Source organism: Streptomyces venezuelae ATCC 10712, from assembly GCF_008639165.1.
Lineage (GTDB): Bacteria > Actinomycetota > Actinomycetes > Streptomycetales > Streptomycetaceae > Streptomyces > Streptomyces venezuelae.
Window position 1 is genome coordinate 6,620,110 of the sequence record NZ_CP029197.1, and the last position, 18,231, is coordinate 6,638,340.

Genomic DNA, 18,231 nt, shown 5'->3' on the forward strand with positions numbered 1-18,231 from the left:
GCCCGGGCTCCTACCCGACCTCCCGGCGCATGCAGACGCGGGGCCACACCGAGAGACCGTGGGCCGCCTCCGCGCGGCTGATCGCGCGCAGCCCCTCCGTGAGCGCCGGGTCGGCCTCGGTGAGCGGACGGAAGCCGAGCCGCGAGTAGTACGGGGCGTTCCACGGCACCTCGGTGAACGTCGTCAACGTCAGCGCCGCCAGGCCCTGCTCCCTGGCCGCCGCCGCCAGATGCTCGATCAACGCCCGGCCGACCCCCCGGCGCGCGGCAACCGGATGCACCGACACCTGCTCGATGTGCGCGGCGCCGTCGACGGTGTCGGTCAGCAGGTACGCGACCGGACGGTCGGCGGCGTCCACCGCCACCCACGCCCGGCCCGCACGACGGTAGGACTCCAGGACGTCGAGGGGCAGCGGGTCGTCGTCGGCGATCGCCGCCATGCCGAGAGCACGGAACGGCTCGCCCGCCGCCCGTTCGATGTCCTGGAGCAGCGGGAGTTCGGCCGGAGCGGCCGCTCTGATGCGCATACGACAGTATGGCGCGGCCTCACCGCGCACCGTCCCCCGCGCCCGCGCCGCCGGCCCGGGGCGGCCGGTTCCCGTCCACCTCCCCGGGACGGTCCAGCAGCCCCCCGTCCCGCGAGAATCGCGGCAGGAACAGGGCCAGCGCCGGATCGCCGTACAACGCCACGTAGAGCTGGACCAGGCCCCCGTCCGTCACCTCACGCCGGTCCGCCGGCAGCGGATACCGCTCACGCATGGCGGCCAGCAGCCGCCGCGCCGCCCCCGTCGCCGGCGGCTGCCGCGACAGGCCCGCCGCGCCGAGCGTCGGAACCGCGCCGACCGCCAGCGCCGCCGCCAGACCCGCGCCCGACGCCCCCGTCGCGTACGCCCCCACCACCACCGTCAGCGGTACGCAGCCCAGCAGGGTTCTCGCCGCCCACAGCCGCCACGGAGCGCGCAGCAGACCCGCGCCGCGCAGCTCCCGGCCCAGCGCGTCCACCGCCCGCCGCGCCTCCGGGCGCAGCGCGAGGTCCCGCAGCGCGAACGCCCGGTCCAGCGCCCTGTGCACCCCCAGCTGCACGGGGTCCTCGGTGCGGCCCGGCCCGCCATTGGCCCGAATCGTATGTTTGCGGCCCGCCGCGACCGCGCCGCGCTGGTGCAGCGCCACGAGCGCCACCGTGACCGCCGCCCTGCGGCCGCCCCGCAGCAGGGCCAGCGCCTGCGGCGGCGGCACCCCGTCCGGGCGCGGTCCCTCGCTTCCCCTGCTGCGGGTTCGCAACAACACGGCGGCGAGCAGCAGTTGGCCGCAGGCCGCCCCGATGAACCACCACATCCCCGTCGGCATTCCGCCCACCCCCGAGGGTGTTGTGCCCGGGGGAGCGTGATCGTCACGCGTGAATGGCCGGTTTCGGATGCCGAAGTCTTGTGGGGGCGACTGCTCCGGCCCCTCCGGGCCCCCTACGGGCCTCAGGCCCCTCCCGAGGCGAGGTCTTCGGCGGCGAGGTTCACCGGCTGCGGGGTGCCCGTCAGGTCGAGCACGAAGAGCGGCAGACCGATCTCGGCGGCCCGCGAACGGGCCTCCGGCGTGTAGCCCGCGAGGGAGAAGAACACGCTCACGGAGGAGGCGCTCAGCCCGTTCAGCCAGAGGCACTCGACGGCCCGCAGCCCTGCGGGCCGGGTACTGGGGTCGACTTGGGCGACGAGCCCCGGCGCCCGCAGATCCACGCCGGACGCGGGGCGCTCCTCGGGCTGGACGACGTCCCGGAACCCCAGCCAGCGCAGATACCCGGCCGCCGCGGCGACCGCGTCCCGCGCGGTCCGGATCGTCACCGGCCGGAAGTCCCCACGCACCGGCACGGGGCGCGGGGCGGTGGGCGGCAGCGGAATATGAGCGGGATACCGATCGGCGAACGCCCTCGGCACGGCGCCGGACCGCGAACCGGGCCCTTGCGCGTCGGGGGTGTGGCCCGCGGGGCCGGGGCCGCCGGGCGCACCGGGGGCGGTGCGGTGCGCACCGACGTCAGGGCTGCCGACGTCCCGGCCACCGTCGTACGGCCCCGCTGCGCGGGGTCCACCGGGGCCGGGGGAGCCGGGGCCGTGGGCACCAGGGCCACGGCTGCCGGTGTCCGCGCGGCCCACGCCGTCCCCGTCCGGCCCGCCGGCGCCGGATTCGCCCCGGTGCAGTCCGTCTGCGCCCAGGCCGTCCCTGACCGGTCGGCCGATGCTCAGCCCGTCCCTGCTCGGCCCGCCCGCGCCGGATCCGTCGCGGCTGGGTCCGGCCGGCTCACTTGTGGTCGGGACGTCCGGGGCGTCGCCGGGTGCGTCCCACGCGCGACCGCCCGTGGGGCCCGTACCGAACCAGTCCGAGCCGAGGTCGAACGTCCGGGGCGGTGACGTGCCGTCGGACAGGCCCGCTCCGGGCCCGTGAGGCCCGGCCACCGAGGCCGGGCCGGAGCCCACAGACCCGGGCCCGCCGACCGCGGACCCGCCGGCCCCGGCTCCGTCAGTCCCGGACCTGCCCGCGCCGGGCCCACCCGCGCCGAACCCGTCCGCCGCGAGCCCACCCGTACCGGCTCCGTCCGCGCCGAGCCCGCCTGTCCCGGCTCCGCCGGTCCCGGCTCCGCCGGTCCCGGGCCTGCCTGCGCCGAGTCCGCCCTTCCCGAAGCCCTCTGCGGCGGCTCCGCCGCTCCCAGGTCCGCCCGCGCCGGGCCCACCCGCGCCGAACCTGTCCGCCGCGAGCCCACCCGTACCGGCTCCGTCCGCGCCGAGCCCGCCGGTCCCGGCTCCGCCCGTCCCAGGCCCGTCCGCGCCGAGCCCGCCGATCCCGAAGCCGTCCGCGCCGAGCCCGCCGATCCCGGCTCCGCCGGTCCCGGCCCAGTCGCCCCCGGCTCCGCCCGTCCCAGGCTTGCCCGCGCCGGGCCCACCCGCGCCGAACCCGTCCGCAGCCAGCCCGCCCGTACCGGCTCCGCCGGTCCCGAACCCTCCGGTCCCGGCTCCGCCCATCCCGGGTCCACCCGCGCCGACCCCGTCCGCCGCCGGCCCGCCCGTCCCGAGCCCGCCCGGGCCCAACCCGTCCGCCCCGCCCCCGCCCACCCTCGGGCCCCGCGCGGTCCTCCCCGGAGGGTCGGGGGCGGGCGGAGGCGTCCGGTGGACCGGGACGCGCAGTACGGTGCCGCACGCGCAGCCGAGTTCCGGGTGGGGCCAGTCGTTCTCGCGGCCGCAGGCGTCGCAGCGGACGGTGACCCACTCGTCCGTCCAGTTCCGGTGCCTGATGGGTTCCGCCGTCGCGCCCGCCGCCACGGGCGGTGCGACCGGGCTTCCGCACGCGCAGGGGAAGACGGGTGCCGCGTACGCCTGCGTGCGCAGGCATTCCGGGCAGCGCACGGGTACCGACTCGCCCACAACCAACCCCCTGTCGTTCCGTCCCATCGTCCACCCATCGACCCCCTCGGGGGAGGGTGTTCGGCCACTTCGGTGATCCCGCAGCGCGGACTTCTCTTGACGGTTCTCCGAACCCCGACCTACATTGCTTCCGTATAGCAGAACAGTATTTCCGCATTACGGAAACAGGCCGCTCCGGGCGCACGAGCCGACCGGTGGGTCTGGATCCGCCCGGCCGAAGCAGGAGCACTCCCATGCCTCGTATGACCGCCGCCGCAGCGGCCGTTGAGATCCTCAAGCGCGAAGGCGTCACCCAGGCGTTCGGCGTCCCCGGCGCGGCGATCAACCCCTTCTACCGCGAGCTCAAGAACGTCGGCGGCGTCAGCCACACGCTCGCCCGCCACGTCGAGGGCGCGTCCCACATGGCCGAGGGCTACACCCGGGCCAAGGCCGGCAACATCGGTGTCTGCATCGGTACCTCCGGCCCCGCCGGCACCGACATGATCACCGGCCTGTACTCGGCGATCGCCGACTCGATCCCGATCCTCTGCATCACCGGCCAGGCCCCGGTCTCGAAGCTCCACAAGGAGGACTTCCAGGCCGTCGACATCGCCACCATCGCCAAGCCGGTGACCAAGGCCGCGACGACCGTCCTGGAGGCCGCGCAGGTCCCCGGTGTCTTCCAGCAGGCCTTCCACCTGATGCGCTCCGGCCGTCCGGGCCCGGTCCTCATCGACCTGCCGATCGACGTCCAGCTGACCGAGATCGAGTTCGACCCGGAGACGTACGAGCCGCTGCCGGTCTACAAGCCGCAGGCCACCCGCGCGCAGGCCGCGAAGGCGCTGAGCTTCCTCCTGGAGTCGGAGCGCCCGCTGATCGTCGCCGGTGGCGGCATCATCAACGCCGACGCCTCCGACCTGCTCGTCGAGTTCGCCGAGCTGACCAACATCCCGGTCATCTCCACCCTGATGGGCTGGGGCACCATCCCGGACGACCACGAGCTGGCCGCCGGCATGGTCGGCGTCCAGACCGCGCACCGCTACGGCAACGCGACCTTCCTGGAGTCGGACTTCGTCCTCGGCATCGGCAACCGCTGGGCCAACCGTCACACCGGCTACAACCTGGACGCGTACACCAAGGGCCGGAAGTTCGTCCACGTCGACATCGAGCCCACCCAGCTCGGCAAGATCTTCGCCCCGGACTACGGCATCGCCTCCGACGCCAAGGTCGCCCTGGAGCTCTTCATCGAGCTCGCCAAGGAGCTGAAGGCCGAGGGCAAGCTGCCCGACTTCTCCGCCTGGGCCGCCTCCGCGCAGGAGCGCAAGGCCACCCTCCAGCGCCGTACGCACTTCGACAACATCCCGATGAAGCCGCAGCGCGTCTACGAGGAGATGAACAAGGCCTTCGGCCCGGAGACCCGCTACGTCACCACCATCGGTCTCTCCCAGATCGCCGCGGCGCAGTTCCTGCACGTCTACAAGCCGCGCCACTGGATCAACTGCGGCCAGGCCGGCCCGCTCGGCTGGACGATCCCGGCCGCGATCGGCGCCGCCACCGCGCAGCCCGACGTCCCGGTCGTCGCCCTCTCCGGCGACTACGACTTCCAGTTCATGATCGAGGAGCTGGCGGTCGCCGCCCAGCACAAGGTCCCCTACGTCCACGTCCTGGTGAACAACGCCTACCTGGGTCTCATCCGTCAGGCGCAGGGCGGTCTGGGGATCAACTTCGAGGTCAACCTCGAGTTCGAGAACATCAACACCCCGGAGATCGGTGTCTACGGCGTCGACCACGTCAAGGTCGCCGAGGGCCTCGGCGTCAAGGCGATCCGCGTCACCGACCCCGACAAGCTGGGCGAGGCGCTGGAGCAGGCCAAGAAGCTGGCCGTCGAGCACCAGGTCCCGGTCGTCGTCGAGGCGATCCTGGAGCGCATCACCAACATCGCGATGAGCAAGACGGTCGACATGAGCGACGTCACCGAGTTCGAGGACCTGGCCACCGAGCCCGGCCACGCGCCCACCGCGATCAAGGCCCTCCAGGTCTGAGCCCGAGCGTCCGAGCCCGAGCGTCCGAGCCTCTGAGCCCGGGCGCCTGAGCCCGAGCGTCGGATCCCGAGCGTCCGCGCCCGAGCGTCCGCGCCCGAGCGTTTGATCACGGAGCCGTGAGACGGCCCCCGCCCCGAGGAGCACCGGGGCGGGGGCCTCACCATTTCCGGCCCACCTCTTCCGGCCTCACCTCCTCGGCGCCCGCACCAGCACCGCGCCCGCCTCCGTCCACTCGTACAGCACCGACCGGCCCGCCCGTCCCCGGCGTACCAGCCCGGCGTCGAGCAGCACCTTCAGATGGCGCCCCACCGATCCCAGGCCCTGACCGGTGAGCGCCACCAACTGGCTGGTGGACAGCGGCGTTTCGAGGCGTACGAGCACCCCCGCGCGCGCCGGTCCGAGCAGCGTGCCGAGGGCCTCGGGCACGGCCGGTCCGGACGCGTCCGCCAGAACTCCCGTGCAGGGATAGACGATCGCGCTTCGCTCCGTCCCCTCCCACGAGACCCAGCCGGTGCGCGCCGTCACCGGTACCAGCAGCAGTCGGCCCGCCTCGACGGAACGCGACGGGTAATGACGGGTGTTGACCTGGAGCCGGCCGTCGCCGAGCCAGCGCGTCTTCCCCGGGCACAGCTCGTCGAGCGCCGCCGCCCAACCGTCCCGGCTCAGCCGCGCCGTCCGCGCCGTCACGTCGGCCTGCAGAATCCGCCGCCGCCGCGCCCAGTCCGGCAGCACGGTCACCCGCCACACCCAGCCGAGCACGCCCGCGAGGCGTTCCGGCAGATCGCGGGCGGAGCGCAGCGGCTCGGGCACCGGCCCGCCGACGGCCACCGCCAACTGGTCGACGGCGGCCGCCGGTTCGGTCGCGAGGACCGCCTCGACCTCCTCCTCGAAGCTCCGTTCGCGGTCACCCGGCGGCGTGGGGGTGAGGAAGTCCGCGTTCCAGGTGGGGCCGATGGCCGCCCGCACCAGCAGCGCGTCGAGCGGCTCGGCCGCGAGCCGCTGCCGGTAGGCGGGCAGGTGCCGGTCGAGCCAGGCCCGTTCGCCCGGGTGCGTCCGCACCCCGGCGTGCAGGGTCTTGAGCGAGGCGACCGTCTCGGTGAGCGGTGAGAGGGTGAAGCGGCTCGCCGCCAGGGTGTCCGTGCCGATCCGCCACCAGCCCATGTTTCGCCTCCCGGCGAAACATTACCGGCGGTCGAGGCGCTCCCCGAGACTCCCCGCATGCCCCGCTACCGCGCGCTGTTCCGTACCCCCGAGTTCACCCCGCTCTTCCTCACCGGCGCGGCCCACACCGCCGCCCAGACGGTCGCCGGGCTCGGCCTCGCCACCCTCGTGTTCCGCGCGACCGGCTCCCCGCTGCTGTCCGCCCTCGCGCTCTTCGGGCCCTCGCTCGCCCAGCTGGTCGGTGCGACCACCCTGCTCTCGGCTACCGATCGGCTGCCGCCGCGCGCGGCGCTCACCGGGATCGCGCTGTTCTTCGCCCTGGGCACCGCCGTCCTCGCGGTCCCCGGGCTGCCGACCTGGGCGGCCTTCACGGTCCTGCTCGCCGAGGGTCTTGCCGCCTCGCTCGGCGCGGGCGTCCGCCACGGCCTGCTGAACGAGATCCTCGCCCGGGAGGACTTCCTCCTCGGCCGCTCGGTGACGAACATGGCCGCCGGCGCCTGCCAGATCGCCGGCTTCGCCGCCGGCGGCCTCCTGATCGCCCTGCTCTCGCCGCGCGGCACGGTCCTGGTGGGCGCGGGGTGCTACCTCGCCGCCGCGCTCCTCGCCCGCTTCGGCCTCGGGGCGCGCCCGCCGCGCGCCGCGGGGCGGGCCTCGGTCGCGGAGACCTGGCGGACGAACCGGCGGCTGTGGTCCTCGCCCGCACGCCGCCGCTGCTATCTGGCCCTCTGGGTGCCCAACGGGCTTGTCGTGGGCTGCGAGTCCCTCTTCGTGCCGTACGACCCCGGGCGTGCCGGGCTCCTGTTCGCGTGCGCCGCGCTCGGGATGCTGGCCGGGGACACCGCCGTCGGCCGGTTCGTACCGGCCCGGCTGCGCGCCCGGATCCGGTTTCCGCTCCAGGCGCTGCTCGCGGCGCCGTTCCTGGTGTTCGTCCTGGATCCGCCGCTGCCGCTCGCGCTGTTCGCGGTGGCGCTCGCGGCGGTCGGGTACGCGGCGAGCCTCCTGCACCAGGAGCGGCTGACGGCCCTGGTGCCGGAGGAGCTGGGCGGACACGCCCTCGGGCTGCACAGCTCGGGGATGGTGGCTCTGCAGGGGGTGAGTGCGGCGCTGGCCGGCACCCTCGCCGAGTACACGTCCGCCGGGACGGGAATGGCGCTGCTCGCCCTCGTCTCGCTCGCCGTGACGTGCGCGCTGGCACGGGCGGAGACGAGGGCGGTGGGGTCTACTTCGGCGACGCCGACCGGAGCACGACCGTCTCCTCGCAGGGACCGTCGGCGAACAGCTTGAGCGCCTCCACCTCGTCCTTGTCCGCCGAGAGCCCCCAGCGGAGCTTGGTCGACACCCATTCGCCGACATAGCGGCAGTACTGGGTGGCGTCCGAGGGCACCCACTCGGCCGGGTCCCGGCCGGCCTTGCTCCGCTGGCTGCGGGCGGTGACGGCGACGAGGGTCGCGGCGGCGCCCTGGTCGTTCGCGTAGCGTTCGCGCCGGGCGGCGGTCCAGCCGGAGGCGCCCGATTCCCAGGCCTCGGCGAGCGGGACGAGGTGGTCGACGTGGAGGGCGGCCGGGTCGGAGACGGTCTGCCCGTCGTAGTAGGAGGTCCAGCGGCCGCCGGTCAGCGTGCAGCCGGCGCCGGCCGTCGGTGCTTCGACGGCCTCGGCGAGGAGGACCTCGGCGCGGGTGTCGCAGCCGTCCGCCGGGTCGAGGCCGGCGTTCCAGTGACGGAACGCGTCCTCCTGGAAGCCGTCCGGGTCCTCGCTCGCCTCGGTGAGCTCGGCGAGCGCGTCGGGCAGCAGGACGACGTTCGCGGAGAGGGCGGGAGAGGGGACGGCCAGGGGCGACAGGATCAGGGCGAGCGGGGTGAGCCCGCGCAGCAGGTTCTTGATCATGTACGAGTGGATAGCGCCGGGCGCGCGGCCCGGGGCGCCCGAATCGCGGGGCACTCGTCCGAGCGGGTGCGGATCTTCACCGCAGAAACGATGCGCTGGCCGGGCCCGGCGGGGCCGCACGTGAGAAGAGCGCGGAACCAGGGACCGTAAACCTGGTTCCGCGCTCTCCGGCTTGTACCCGCCCGACGGCACGAGGCTGGCGCGACAGGACGTTCGCGCCGCCGGGCGGAGTCTGTGTGGGGTCGCCCCCCCCGTGGGGGCGTTGGAGCTCATGGGGGCGTTGGGACCGCGGCGGTGTCGACGGGCGGCCGGTGGTCCCCTTCTTTCAGGTCAAGAAGGGGGACCGGCGCCCTTACCACCGCACTGGCTCGGCGCCGCCGCGGTCCTCACGCTTGTCCGGATCACCGGCCACCCCTCATCCGGGTCGGCGATCCGGACCACGTACGGCACTGACCTCCCGTCAGGTGCCGTACGCAGTCTGGGTGGTGCCGGAGGATCAGTCCTCGCGCAGGGCGCGGACGGCCTCGGCCACGCGCTTGCCGTAGTCCGCGTCGGCGGCGGCGAAGTGCGCGAGGTTCTTCTCGATGACGTCCTCGCGGGACACCTGGGACAGACCGCCGGCGATGTTGGCGACCAGGCGCTTCTTCTCGTCCTCGGACATCAGGCGGTAGAGCTCACCGGCCTGGAAGAAGTCGTCGTCCTTGGTGTGCTGCGGCGCCTCGTGCGTGCCGGTCCAGCCGTGGATGGCGAGCGGCGCGGAGAGCGCCAGGTCGGTCTGGGCCGGGCCCTGGTACGAGTTGGGCTCGTAGTTCTTGTCGTGGCGCGAGCCCTGGCGGGTGGCCATGAAGCCGTCGCGGCCGTAGTTCTCGGCCACGGTCGCCTTGGGGGCGTTCACCGGCAGCTGGGTGTGGTTGACGCCGAGGCGGTAGCGGTGGGCGTCCGCGTAGGCGAAGAGGCGGCCCTGGAGCATCTTGTCCGGCGAGGGGCCGATGCCCGGGACGAAGTTGTTCGGGGAGAACGCGGCCTGCTCGACCTCGGCGAAGACGTTGTCCGGGTTGCGGTCGAGGACCAGCCGGCCGACGCGCTGCAGCGGGTAGTCGGCGTGCGGCCACACCTTGGTGAGGTCGAAGGGGTTGAAGCGGTAGTCCGCGGCCTCGGCGGCCGGCATCACCTGGACGTACAGGGTCCAGGAGGGGTTCACGCCGCGCTCGATCGCCTGGAGCAGGTCGGTCTGGTGCGAGTTCGCGTCCTTGCCGACGAGCTCGGCGGCCTGCTCGGCGGAGAGGCTGCGGATGCCCTGGTTCGTCTTGAAGTGGTACTTGACGAAGAAGGCCTCGCCCGCCTCGTTGGTCCACTGGTAGGTGTGGGAGCCGTAGCCGTTCATGTGACGGTACGAGGCCGGGATGCCGCGGTCGCCCATGAGCCAGGTGATCTGGTGGGTGGCCTCGGGGGAGTGCGCCCAGAAGTCCCAGACGTTGTCCGGCTCCTGCTTGCCCGTGAAGGGGTCGCGCTTCTGGGAGTGGATGAAGTCGGGGAACTTGATCGGGTCCTTGATGAAGAACACCGGGGTGTTGTTGCCGACGAGGTCGTAGTTGCCCTCTTCGGTGTAGAACTTCAGCGCGAAGCCGCGCGGGTCGCGGACGGCGTCCGCGCCGCCGAGCGAGTCCGCCACGGTGGAGAAGCGGATGAAGGTCTCGGTCTTCTTGCCGACCTCGCCGAGGAAGTTCGCCTTGGTGAAGGCGGTGACGTCGTCGGTCACCTCGAAGTAGCCGTACGCGCCGGAGCCGCGGGCGTGCACCACGCGCTCCGGGATCCGCTCACGGTTGAAGCGCGCGAGCTTCTCCAGCAGGTGCTGGTCCTGCAGGAGGATCGGGCCACCGACGCCGGCGGTGGCGGAGTTCTGGTTGTCGGCGACGGGGGCGCCGGACTCGGTCGTAAGCACGCGCTTCGACATCGTGACCTTCCGTACGGGAGCTCTGCTGACGGTGCGAGGAGCGTAAATTCGGCTCGAACGTAACGTCAACAGTTTGTTGAAAAGGAAGTGTGGTGTTCCGGTCGGCGGCGACGCCTGGGCGCGACAGGACAGGTTGTCAGCGCCGCCGCCGACCGGAAATCTGGGGCCCCCGCGCACGGGGGCGGTGGATCAGACCTGGGCGCCGGAGAGGCGCTCGACGGCACGCAGCAGGGCCGAGTGGTCCAGGCCGCCGTCACCCTGGGCGCGCAGCGAGGCCACGAGCTGGGCGACGACCGCACCGACCGGGAGGGCCGCGCCGACGTTGCGGGCGGCGTCGGTGACGATGCCCATGTCCTTGTGGTGCAGGTCGATCCGGAAGCCGGGCTTGAAGTCCCGGTTCAGGAAGTTGTCCTTCTTGCGGGTCAGCACGGTCGAGCCGGCCAGACCGCCGTTGAGGACGTCGAGGGCGGCCTGGAGGTCCACACCGGACTTCTCGAGGAAGACCACGGCCTCGGCGCAGGCCTGGATGTTGACCGCGACGATCAGCTGGTTGGCGGCCTTCACCGTCTGGCCGGAGCCGTGCGGGCCGCACAGGACGATGGTCTTGCCGAGCGCCTCCAGGATCGGGAGGGCCTCGTCGAAGTCGGCCTGCTCGCCACCGACCATGATCGAGAGCACCGCCTCGATGGCGCCGGCCTCGCCGCCGGAGACGGGCGCGTCGATGACGCGGATGCCCTTCTCCTTGGCGTTCTTGGCCAGGTCGACCGAGGTCTGCGGGGTGATCGACGACATGTCGACGATCAGCGCGCCCTGCTTGGCGTTCTCCAGGATGCCCTCGGGGCCGTAGGCGATGGCCTCGACCTGCGGGGAGGCGGGCACCATCGTGATGATCACGTCGGCGTCCTTGACGGCCTCGGCGATCGAACCCGCGGCGGAGCCGCCGGCCTTGGCCAGACGGTCCAGCTTGTCCTGCTCCAGGGTGAAGCCGGTGACCGAGTAGCCGGCCTTGAGGAGGTTCTCGGACATGGGGGAGCCCATGATGCCGAGGCCGATCCACGCGATCGCCGGGCGGGTGGGCTGGGAGGAATCAGCGAGGTTGCTGCTCATGAGGGTGCCTCTCGAAACAAGGTGGTACGGGGGAGGGGGCCTGCGTCAGCGGGCGGGGCGGGCCTCGGCGGGGAGCCATTCGAAGGAGGCGGCGGCGTCGGCCGCCTTGTACTCCAGGCCGACCCAGCCGTCGTAACCGGCCTTCTTCAGCTCGTCGAGGAGCTGCTCCAGCGGGAGGTCGCCGGTGCCCGGAGCGCCACGGCCCGGGTTGTCCGCGATCTGGACGTGGCCGGTCTTGGCCGCGTACTCCGCGATGACCTGGCTGACGTCCTCGCCGTTCATCGACAGGTGGTAGATGTCGAGGAGGAACTTGGCGTTGCCGAGCCCGGTGGCCGCGTTGACCTTGTCGATGACCTCGATCGCGGAGGGGGCGCTCACCAGCGGGTAGAGCGGCGACTCCGGCTTGTTGAGGGTCTCGACGAGGAGGATCGCGCCGATCCGGTCGGCGGCGCGGGCGGCCAGGACCAGGTTCTCCAGGGCGAGGGTGTCCTGGATCTGCGGGTCGACGCCCTCGACGCGGTTGCCGTAGAGGGCGTTGAGCGCCTTGCAGCCGACCGAGGCGGCGAAGTCGGCGGCCACCTCGATGTTGGCGCGGAAGCGGTCCGACTCGTCCCCGGGCACGGAGAGGGCTCCGCGGTCGGGGCCGGGGAGCTGTCCGGCGTAGAAGTTCAGTCCCACCAGCTGGGTGCCGGCGTCCTCAAGGGCCTTCTTGAGGGCGTCGAGCTCGCTCTGCTCGGGGGTGGCGGTGTCGATCCAGGGCCACCACAGCTCGACCGCCGTGAAGCCCGCCGCGGCGGCGGCCGCGGGGCGCTCCAGGAGCGGGAGTTCCGTGAAGAGGATCGACAGGTTCACATCGAAGCGCTGGTCCGAGAATCCCATGAGGGGCGGCGCTCCTTCCGTATCGCGGAAGTAAGTTTCTGTCTGACGGAATGTTGCAAGGAGGGGGAGGTGCTTGTCAAGAGGTCCCCGCAGGTCCGGGGCTCCCATCGGCCGGACCGGGGCCGTAGCGTGGGGCCATGGTGCGTTTGAGAGTGGAGTTCACGACCGAGCCGTTCGACCTCGACGAGGCGCCGGCGCACGCGGTCGTGGCCCGTGAGGTCATCCAGTCGGCCGAGCTGGACGCCGTCGATGTCGGCCCGTTCGGCAACACGGCGGAAGGCGGCGCCGACGCGGTGCTCACCGCCGTCGACGCGCTGCTGCGCAGATCGCTGGCGGCCGGGGCCACCCGCGTCTCGCTCCAGGTCAATGTGCTCGGGGAGGACGAGAAGTGAGTGAGCACCCTCTGGTCGCGGCGGTGAAGCCCCTGGTCGACGCCATGGGCGCCGAGCTGCTCGTCCCCGCGCAGGCGGAACCCGACGACGTCGTCCTGTCCTGGGAGGGGGAGGACGTGCTCGCCGTACGGCTGCCGCAGCTGTCCGAATCCCTCGATCACATCCTGGCGGCGATGGAGCGGCGGCACGGGATGCCACTGGCCGAGCTGGACCGCAAGGCCAAGCAGGAGGCCGTCCGTCTGCTGGAGGCGCGCGGCGCCTTCGCCGTACGCCATGGAGTGGAGACGGTGGCGGGTGCACTCGGTGTCAGCCGCTTCACGGTGTACAACTACCTGAACAGGGAGACCGCCCTGAACAGGGAAAAGGCCGCCAAGAGCGACTAGTTGATCATTCATGGCCACAAGCCGTCGTCCGGATGTCGGGACGACGGCTTTTGCGTAGCCGAGTTTTCAACAAAGTGTTGACGTTGTGTTGCGGAGGGCGTTAGCTATCCGCAGCCCGTCCGACGCACAGCGAAAAACAGCCACGGAGGCTTCCCGTGACTTCAGGTACGACACCGGGCCTCGCCCGGTTCAACACCTCGGCGGACAGCGAGGCCCTCGCCGCGCTCCACGAGGTGTGTTCCAGTTCGGCGTGGGGGAGCAAGATCCTCGCCCAGCGCCCGTACACCACCGCCGACGCCCTCTTCCTCGCCAGCGACGCCGCCATGGCCGAGCTGACCGCCGAGGACCTGGCCGAGGCGATGGCGGGGCACCCGCCGATCGGTCGTCCGAAGGCCGGGGACCCCACCTCCTCCCGCGAGCAGAGCGGGATGGCCGGCGCCTCCGCGGAGCTCAAGGCCGAGATGCTCGAACTCAACCTGGCCTACCAGGACCGGTTCGGACACGTCTTCCTCATCTGCGCCACCGGCCTGACCGGCGAGCAGATGCGCGACGCGGTCCGGCAGCGGATCGGCAACGCGCCCGAGGAGGAGCGGGAGATCGTCCGCACCGAACTGGGCAAGATCAACCGCATCCGGCTGACCCGTCTCGTAGAGACCTCCGAGGAAGAGAGCTCCGCATGAGCACCGACACCACGGCCTCGGTGTCCACCCACATCCTGGACACCAGCATCGGCCGCCCCGCCGAGGGCGTCGCCATCACGCTCGCGGCCCGCAGCGGCTCCGACGCGCAGTGGGTCACGCTCGGCGGCTCCGCCACCGACGCGGACGGGCGCTGCAAGGACCTCCCGGCACTGCCGGAGGGCACCACCCACGTCCGTCTCGACTTCGAGGTCGAGACGTACTTCTCCAAGAAGCAAGCCGAGGCGCAGCAGGACGCCCCCCGCGTAAGGGACAGCGGTGCGTTCTTCCCGGAGGTGGCGATCACGTTCGCCGTCACCCCCGGCGAGCACTACCACGTACCGCTGCTGCTCAACCCGTTCGGCTACTCCGTATACCGAGGGAGCTAGCAGACATGCCCACGATTCTCGGCCAGAACCAGTACGGCAAAGCAGAGAACCGCGTCGTCAAGATCACGCGGGACGGCGACACCCACCACATCAAGGACCTCAACGTCTCCGTCGCCCTCTCCGGCGACCTCGACGACGTCCACCTCACCGGCTCGAACGCCAACTGCCTCCCCACCGACACGACGAAGAACACCGTCTTCGCGTTCGCCAAGGAGTACGGCATCGAGTCCTCCGAGCAGTTCGGCATCCACCTCGCCCGCCACTTCGTGACGAGCCAGGAGCCGATCAAGAAGGCGCGGATCCGGATCGAGGAGTACGCCTGGGAGCGCATCGCGTCCTCCGAGGCCAACTCCAAGTTCATCGGCGCCGACGAGGTCAACCACTCCTTCGCCCGCAAGGGCCAGGAGACCCGCGTCACCCAGATCACCTTCGACGGCGAGAAGTGGGAGGTCATCTCCGGCCTCAAGGACCTCGTCGTCATGAACTCCACCAACTCGGAGTTCTGGGGCTACATCAAGGACCAGTACACGACGCTCCAGGAGGCGTACGACCGCATCCTGGCCACGCAGGTGTCCGCCCGGTGGCGGTTCAACTGGACCGACGACGAGCAGCGCATGCCCAACTGGGAGCGGTCCTACGAGCAGACCAAGAAGCACATGCTCGAGGCGTTCTCGGAGACGTACTCGTACTCCCTCCAGCAGACGCTGTACCAGATGGCCACGCGCATCATCAACCACCGCTCGGAGATCGACGAAGTCCGCTTCTCGCTCCCGAACAAGCACCACTTCCTGGTGGACCTGGAGCCCTTCGGGCTCAAGAACGACAACGAGGTCTACTACGCCGCCGACCGCATGTACGGCCTCATCGAGGCCACCGTCCTCCGCGACGGCGCCACGGCGCAGATCCCGGTCGACATGACCAACCTCTAAGCGGCGTCCGAGTGACCGGCCCCCGCCCGCCCGCAGTCGGGCGGGGGCCGCGCCGGACCGGAGGGATTCCCATGGCTCAGCCCGCAAAGGGGCCGGCGCTCGCCGAAGGCCCGTGTTCCACCCCGCCGGACCCGACCGACCAGGTCCACCCGGTGGACGAAAAGCTCCCCGCCTCGCGGCTCGTCCCCGCGGCACTCCAGCACATCGCCGCCATGTACGCCGGCGTCGTCACCCCTCCGCTCATCATCGGCCAGGCCGTCGGCCTGGACGCCGCCGGAATGACCCGGCTCATCGCCGCCAGCCTGCTCGTCGCCGGCTGCGCGACCATCCTGCAGACCCTCGGCATCCGGGGCTTCGCCGGCAACCGGCTCCCCTTCGTCAACGCCGCCTCCTCCGCCGGCATCACGCCGATGCTCGCAATCGCCGAGAACAGCGCCCCCGGCCACCAACTGCCCGCCATCTACGGCGCGGTGATGGTCGCCGGCGTCTTCTGCCTCGCCGTCGGCCCCTTCTTCGGCCGGCTCCTGCGCTTCTTCCCGCCGCTCGTCACCGGCGTCGTGATCACCCTCATCGGCGTGACCCTGATGCCCGTGCCCGTGGGCTGGGCCCAGGGCGGCGACAAGCTCGCCGCCGACTTCGGCGCCATGAAGTACCTGGCGCTCGCCGGCTTCACCCTCGTCGTCGTCCTGCTCTTCCAGCGCTTCGGCAAGGGCTTCGTCAAGCAGATCGCCCTGCTCCTCGGCCTCTTCATCGGCACCCTCGCCGCGATCCCCTTCGGGATGGCCGACTTCAGCGCCCTGCGCGTGGCACCCGTCGCGGCCCTGCCCGCCCCGTTCGCCTTCGGCGCCCCCGAATTCCAGCCCGCCGCGATCCTCTCCCTGTGCATCGTGATGCTGGTCCTCATGACCGAGTCCAGCGCCGGGATGCTCGCCCTCGGCGAGATCTGCGAGCGGCGCAGCGACGGCCGGACCATCACCCGCGGCCTGCGCACCGACGGCATCGCCACCCTGATCGGCCCCGTCTTCGGCGGCTTCCCCACCTCGGCCTTCGCCCAGAACGTCGGCGTCGTCTCGCTGACCCGGGTGCGCTCTCGGTACGTCGTCGCCGTCGCCGGCGGCGCCCTGCTCGTCCTCGGCGCCTTCCCCGTCCTCGGCGCGGTCGTCTCCATGGTCCCGATGCCCGTCCTCGGCGGCGCCGGCATCGTCCTCTTCGGCTCGATCGCGGTCAGCGGCATCCGTACCCTGTCGGAAGCCGGACTCGACGACAGCTCCAACATCATCCTGGTGGCCGTCGCGCTCGGAGCGGGCATCATCCCGCTTGCCGCGCCCACCTTCTACGCCGACTTCCCCGCCTGGGCGCAGACCGTGCTCGGCTCCGGCATCAGCGCCGGCGCACTCGTCGCCGTCCTGCTGAATCTGTTCTTCCACCATCTCGGCACCCGGAGCCGTCACACGGCTCCGGCACTCAAATCCTCCTAGGGTCCTGCCGTGCCCACACCATCCCCGAGGAATGAAGGAAGCACCGCCATGGCAGCACCTTCGGCAGCCCAGCGCATCGTCATCGAGAACGCGGCGATCGCGACCGTCGACGCGAACGACACCGAGTACGCCTCCGGCTACCTCGTCGTCGCGGACAACAAGATCGAGTCCATCGGCGCCGGCAAGGCTCCCGAGGGCCTGGAGAACGTGGTCCGGCGCATCGACGCCACCGGCCATCTCGTCACGCCCGGTCTCGTCAACACCCACCACCACTTCTACCAGTGGATCACCCGGGGTCTGGCGACCGACCACAACCTCTTCAACTGGCTCGTCGCCCTCTACCCGACGTGGGCGCGGATCGACGAGCAGATGGTGCGCGCCGCCGCCCAGGGCTCGCTGGCCATGATGGCCCGCGGCGGTGTCACCACCGCCATGGACCACCACTACGTGTACCCGGTGAACTCCGGTGACCTCTCCGGCGCCATCATCGGCGCCGCCTCCGACATGGGCGTCCGCTTCACCCTCGCCCGCGGCTCCATGGACCGCAGCGAGAAGGACGGCGGCCTGCCGCCGGACTTCGCCGTCGAGACCACCGAGGGCGCGCTCGCCGCGACCGAGGAGACGGTGAAGAAGTACCACGACGCCTCCTTCGACGCGATGACCCAGGTCGCCGTCGCCCCCTGCTCGCCCTTCTCCATCTCCACCGAACTCCTGCGGGAGGGCGCCGCGCTCGGCCGCCGCCTCGGGGTGCGCATGCACACCCACGGCTCGGAGACCGTGGAGGAGGAGAAGTTCTGCCACGAGCTCTTCGGGATGGGCCCGACGGACTACTTCGAGTCCACCGGCTTCCTCGGCGAGGACGTGTGGATGGCGCACTGCGTCCACATGAACGACTCCGACATCGCGGCCTTCGCCCGCACCAAGACCGGTGTGGCGCACTGTCCCTCGTCCAACGCGCGCCTCGCCGCCGGCATCGCCCGCGTCCCCGACATGCTCAAGGCGGGCGTACCCGTCGGCCTCGGCGTCGACGGCACCGCCTCCAACGAGTCCGGCGAGCTCCACACCGAGCTGCGCAACGCGCTCCTCATCAACCGCCTCGGCGCCCACCGCGAGGCCGCGCTCAACGCCCGCCAGGCCCTGCGCCTCGGCACGTACGGCGGCGCCCAGGTCCTCGGCCGCGCCGACAGCATCGGCTCCCTCGAAGCCGGCAAGCTTGCCGACTTCGTCCTGTGGAAGATCGACGGCCTCGGCCACTCCACCATCGCCGACCCGGTCACCGCCATCGTCTTCGGCGCGGCGGCCCCGGTCACCGCCTCCTTCGTCAACGGCAAGCAGATCGTCGAGAACGACCGACTGCTCACCGTCGACGAGGACACCATCGCGCGCGACGCGCGCGCGGAGGCCCAGCGCCTGGCCCGCATCGTGGCCCAGGGCTGACCCTCCCCATGGAGTCCGACCGAGGGGGACGGCCCTCGGTCGGTCGCCGCGGACCCGAGCGGGGTCCGCGGCAGCCCGACCGGGAGGTGCCGTACGCAGAAGACGTACGGCACCTCCCGGGAAGGTGACATCCGCC

At 72.0% G+C, this 18,231-nt stretch carries 17 protein-coding genes; 9 read left to right on the forward strand and 8 right to left on the reverse strand.

Translation table 11 applies throughout. The features are described from left to right. Positions 1 to 10: 10 nt before the first annotated feature. From DEJ43_RS30455 to DEJ43_RS30465, 3 genes are all read right to left on the reverse strand, one after another. Complete coding sequence (locus tag DEJ43_RS30455) at positions 11 to 526, reverse strand: GNAT family N-acetyltransferase (protein WP_041663063.1); 516 nt, start codon at positions 524 to 526, stop codon at positions 11 to 13. Positions 527 to 545: 19 nt separating this feature from the next. Continuing rightward, positions 546 to 1,346 carry a TIGR04222 domain-containing membrane protein gene (locus DEJ43_RS30460; protein ID WP_015037261.1) on the reverse strand — a complete coding sequence of 267 codons (801 nt, stop codon included), beginning with the start codon at positions 1,344 to 1,346 and terminating at the stop codon, positions 546 to 548. Between the two features lie 122 nt (positions 1,347 to 1,468). Then, positions 1,469 to 1,831 carry a hypothetical protein gene (locus DEJ43_RS30465; protein ID WP_071892244.1) on the reverse strand — a complete coding sequence of 121 codons (363 nt, stop codon included), beginning with the start codon at positions 1,829 to 1,831 and terminating at the stop codon, positions 1,469 to 1,471. Positions 1,832 to 3,645: 1,814 nt separating this feature from the next. Here DEJ43_RS30465 and gcl point away from each other — a divergent pair. Then, entirely contained in the window at positions 3,646 to 5,424 is a 1,779-nt protein-coding gene (gene gcl / locus DEJ43_RS30470; RefSeq protein WP_041663064.1) for a glyoxylate carboligase, read from the forward strand. A gap of 186 nt (positions 5,425 to 5,610) precedes the next feature. Here gcl and DEJ43_RS30475 read toward each other — a convergent pair whose 3' ends face one another. Then, positions 5,611 to 6,585, reverse strand: coding sequence for an ArsR/SmtB family transcription factor (locus DEJ43_RS30475; RefSeq protein WP_015037264.1), 975 nt, complete (start codon positions 6,583 to 6,585; stop codon positions 5,611 to 5,613). A 57-nt stretch (positions 6,586 to 6,642) separates the two neighbouring features. On the opposite strand from DEJ43_RS30475, the gene DEJ43_RS30480 reads away from it, so the two are divergent. Next, complete coding sequence (locus DEJ43_RS30480) at positions 6,643 to 7,869, forward strand: MFS transporter (RefSeq protein WP_015037265.1); 1,227 nt, start codon at positions 6,643 to 6,645, stop codon at positions 7,867 to 7,869. Here the strand turns inward: DEJ43_RS30480 and DEJ43_RS30485 are convergent. From DEJ43_RS30485 to DEJ43_RS30500, 4 genes are all read right to left on the reverse strand, one after another. Beyond that, positions 7,805 to 8,470, reverse strand: a complete 666-nt coding sequence (locus tag DEJ43_RS30485) for an HNH endonuclease family protein (RefSeq protein ID WP_041663065.1) — start codon at positions 8,468 to 8,470, stop codon at positions 7,805 to 7,807. The genes DEJ43_RS30480 and DEJ43_RS30485 overlap by 65 nt on opposite strands. A gap of 496 nt (positions 8,471 to 8,966) precedes the next feature. Further along, on the reverse strand, positions 8,967 to 10,424 hold the full coding sequence (locus DEJ43_RS30490; protein ID WP_015037267.1) for a catalase: 1,458 nt from the start codon (positions 10,422 to 10,424) through the stop codon (positions 8,967 to 8,969). 189 nt (positions 10,425 to 10,613) lie between these two features. Then, a complete protein-coding gene (locus tag DEJ43_RS30495) occupies positions 10,614 to 11,531 on the reverse strand; it encodes a 2-hydroxy-3-oxopropionate reductase (protein ID WP_015037268.1) in 918 nt (305 codons plus the stop codon). A gap of 45 nt (positions 11,532 to 11,576) precedes the next feature. Continuing rightward, positions 11,577 to 12,410 carry a TIM barrel protein gene (locus DEJ43_RS30500; RefSeq protein ID WP_015037269.1) on the reverse strand — a complete coding sequence of 278 codons (834 nt, stop codon included), beginning with the start codon at positions 12,408 to 12,410 and terminating at the stop codon, positions 11,577 to 11,579. A gap of 137 nt (positions 12,411 to 12,547) precedes the next feature. Between DEJ43_RS30500 and DEJ43_RS30505 the strand changes: the two genes are divergently transcribed. From DEJ43_RS30505 to DEJ43_RS30535, 7 genes are all read left to right on the forward strand, one after another. Beyond that, a complete protein-coding gene (locus DEJ43_RS30505; protein ID WP_181399514.1) occupies positions 12,548 to 12,802 on the forward strand; it encodes a YkoF family thiamine-binding protein in 255 nt (84 codons plus the stop codon). Positions 12,803 to 12,846: 44 nt separating this feature from the next. Continuing rightward, entirely contained in the window at positions 12,847 to 13,185 is a 339-nt protein-coding gene (locus DEJ43_RS30510; protein ID WP_051026209.1) for a helix-turn-helix domain-containing protein, read from the forward strand. 155 nt (positions 13,186 to 13,340) lie between these two features. After that, positions 13,341 to 13,865 (forward strand): 2-oxo-4-hydroxy-4-carboxy-5-ureidoimidazoline decarboxylase, encoded by a 525-nt coding sequence (gene uraD, locus DEJ43_RS30515; RefSeq protein ID WP_015037272.1) that lies wholly within the window; start codon positions 13,341 to 13,343, stop codon positions 13,863 to 13,865. Continuing rightward, positions 13,862 to 14,251, forward strand: a complete 390-nt coding sequence (uraH, locus tag DEJ43_RS30520) for a hydroxyisourate hydrolase (protein WP_015037273.1) — start codon at positions 13,862 to 13,864, stop codon at positions 14,249 to 14,251. Before uraD ends, uraH begins: the two co-directional genes overlap by 4 nt. Positions 14,252 to 14,256: 5 nt before the next feature. Further along, a complete protein-coding gene (gene pucL, locus DEJ43_RS30525) occupies positions 14,257 to 15,180 on the forward strand; it encodes a factor-independent urate hydroxylase (protein ID WP_015037274.1) in 924 nt (307 codons plus the stop codon). Between the two features lie 71 nt (positions 15,181 to 15,251). Next, a complete protein-coding gene (locus DEJ43_RS30530) occupies positions 15,252 to 16,658 on the forward strand; it encodes a nucleobase:cation symporter-2 family protein (RefSeq protein WP_015037275.1) in 1,407 nt (468 codons plus the stop codon). A 48-nt stretch (positions 16,659 to 16,706) separates the two neighbouring features. Next, positions 16,707 to 18,095, forward strand: a complete 1,389-nt coding sequence (locus DEJ43_RS30535; RefSeq protein WP_015037276.1) for an 8-oxoguanine deaminase — start codon at positions 16,707 to 16,709, stop codon at positions 18,093 to 18,095. Positions 18,096 to 18,231 lie beyond the last annotated feature (136 nt).

Excerpts from the sequence above, each read along its gene's own strand:
- DEJ43_RS30455 (WP_041663063.1), bottom strand. The coding sequence starts at position 526 with ATGCGCATCAGAGCGGCCGCTCCGGCCGAACTCCCGCTGCTCCAGGAC.
- DEJ43_RS30460 (WP_015037261.1), bottom strand. The coding sequence starts at position 1,346 with ATGCCGACGGGGATGTGGTGGTTCATCGGGGCGGCCTGCGGCCAACTG.
- gcl (WP_041663064.1), top strand. The coding sequence starts at position 3,646 with ATGACCGCCGCCGCAGCGGCCGTTGAGATCCTCAAGCGCGAAGGCGTC.
- DEJ43_RS30475 (WP_015037264.1), bottom strand. The coding sequence starts at position 6,585 with ATGGGCTGGTGGCGGATCGGCACGGACACCCTGGCGGCGAGCCGCTTC.
- DEJ43_RS30480 (WP_015037265.1), top strand. The coding sequence starts at position 6,643 with ATGCCCCGCTACCGCGCGCTGTTCCGTACCCCCGAGTTCACCCCGCTC.
- DEJ43_RS30485 (WP_041663065.1), bottom strand. The coding sequence starts at position 8,470 with ATGATCAAGAACCTGCTGCGCGGGCTCACCCCGCTCGCCCTGATCCTG.
- DEJ43_RS30490 (WP_015037267.1), bottom strand. The coding sequence starts at position 10,424 with ATGTCGAAGCGCGTGCTTACGACCGAGTCCGGCGCCCCCGTCGCCGAC.
- DEJ43_RS30495 (WP_015037268.1), bottom strand. The coding sequence starts at position 11,531 with ATGAGCAGCAACCTCGCTGATTCCTCCCAGCCCACCCGCCCGGCGATC.
- DEJ43_RS30500 (WP_015037269.1), bottom strand. The coding sequence starts at position 12,410 with ATGGGATTCTCGGACCAGCGCTTCGATGTGAACCTGTCGATCCTCTTC.
- DEJ43_RS30505 (WP_181399514.1), top strand. The coding sequence starts at position 12,548 with ATGGTGCGTTTGAGAGTGGAGTTCACGACCGAGCCGTTCGACCTCGAC.
- DEJ43_RS30510 (WP_051026209.1), top strand. The coding sequence starts at position 12,847 with ATGGGCGCCGAGCTGCTCGTCCCCGCGCAGGCGGAACCCGACGACGTC.
- uraH (WP_015037273.1), top strand. The coding sequence starts at position 13,862 with ATGAGCACCGACACCACGGCCTCGGTGTCCACCCACATCCTGGACACC.
- pucL (WP_015037274.1), top strand. The coding sequence starts at position 14,257 with ATGCCCACGATTCTCGGCCAGAACCAGTACGGCAAAGCAGAGAACCGC.
- DEJ43_RS30530 (WP_015037275.1), top strand. The coding sequence starts at position 15,252 with ATGGCTCAGCCCGCAAAGGGGCCGGCGCTCGCCGAAGGCCCGTGTTCC.
- DEJ43_RS30535 (WP_015037276.1), top strand. The coding sequence starts at position 16,707 with ATGGCAGCACCTTCGGCAGCCCAGCGCATCGTCATCGAGAACGCGGCG.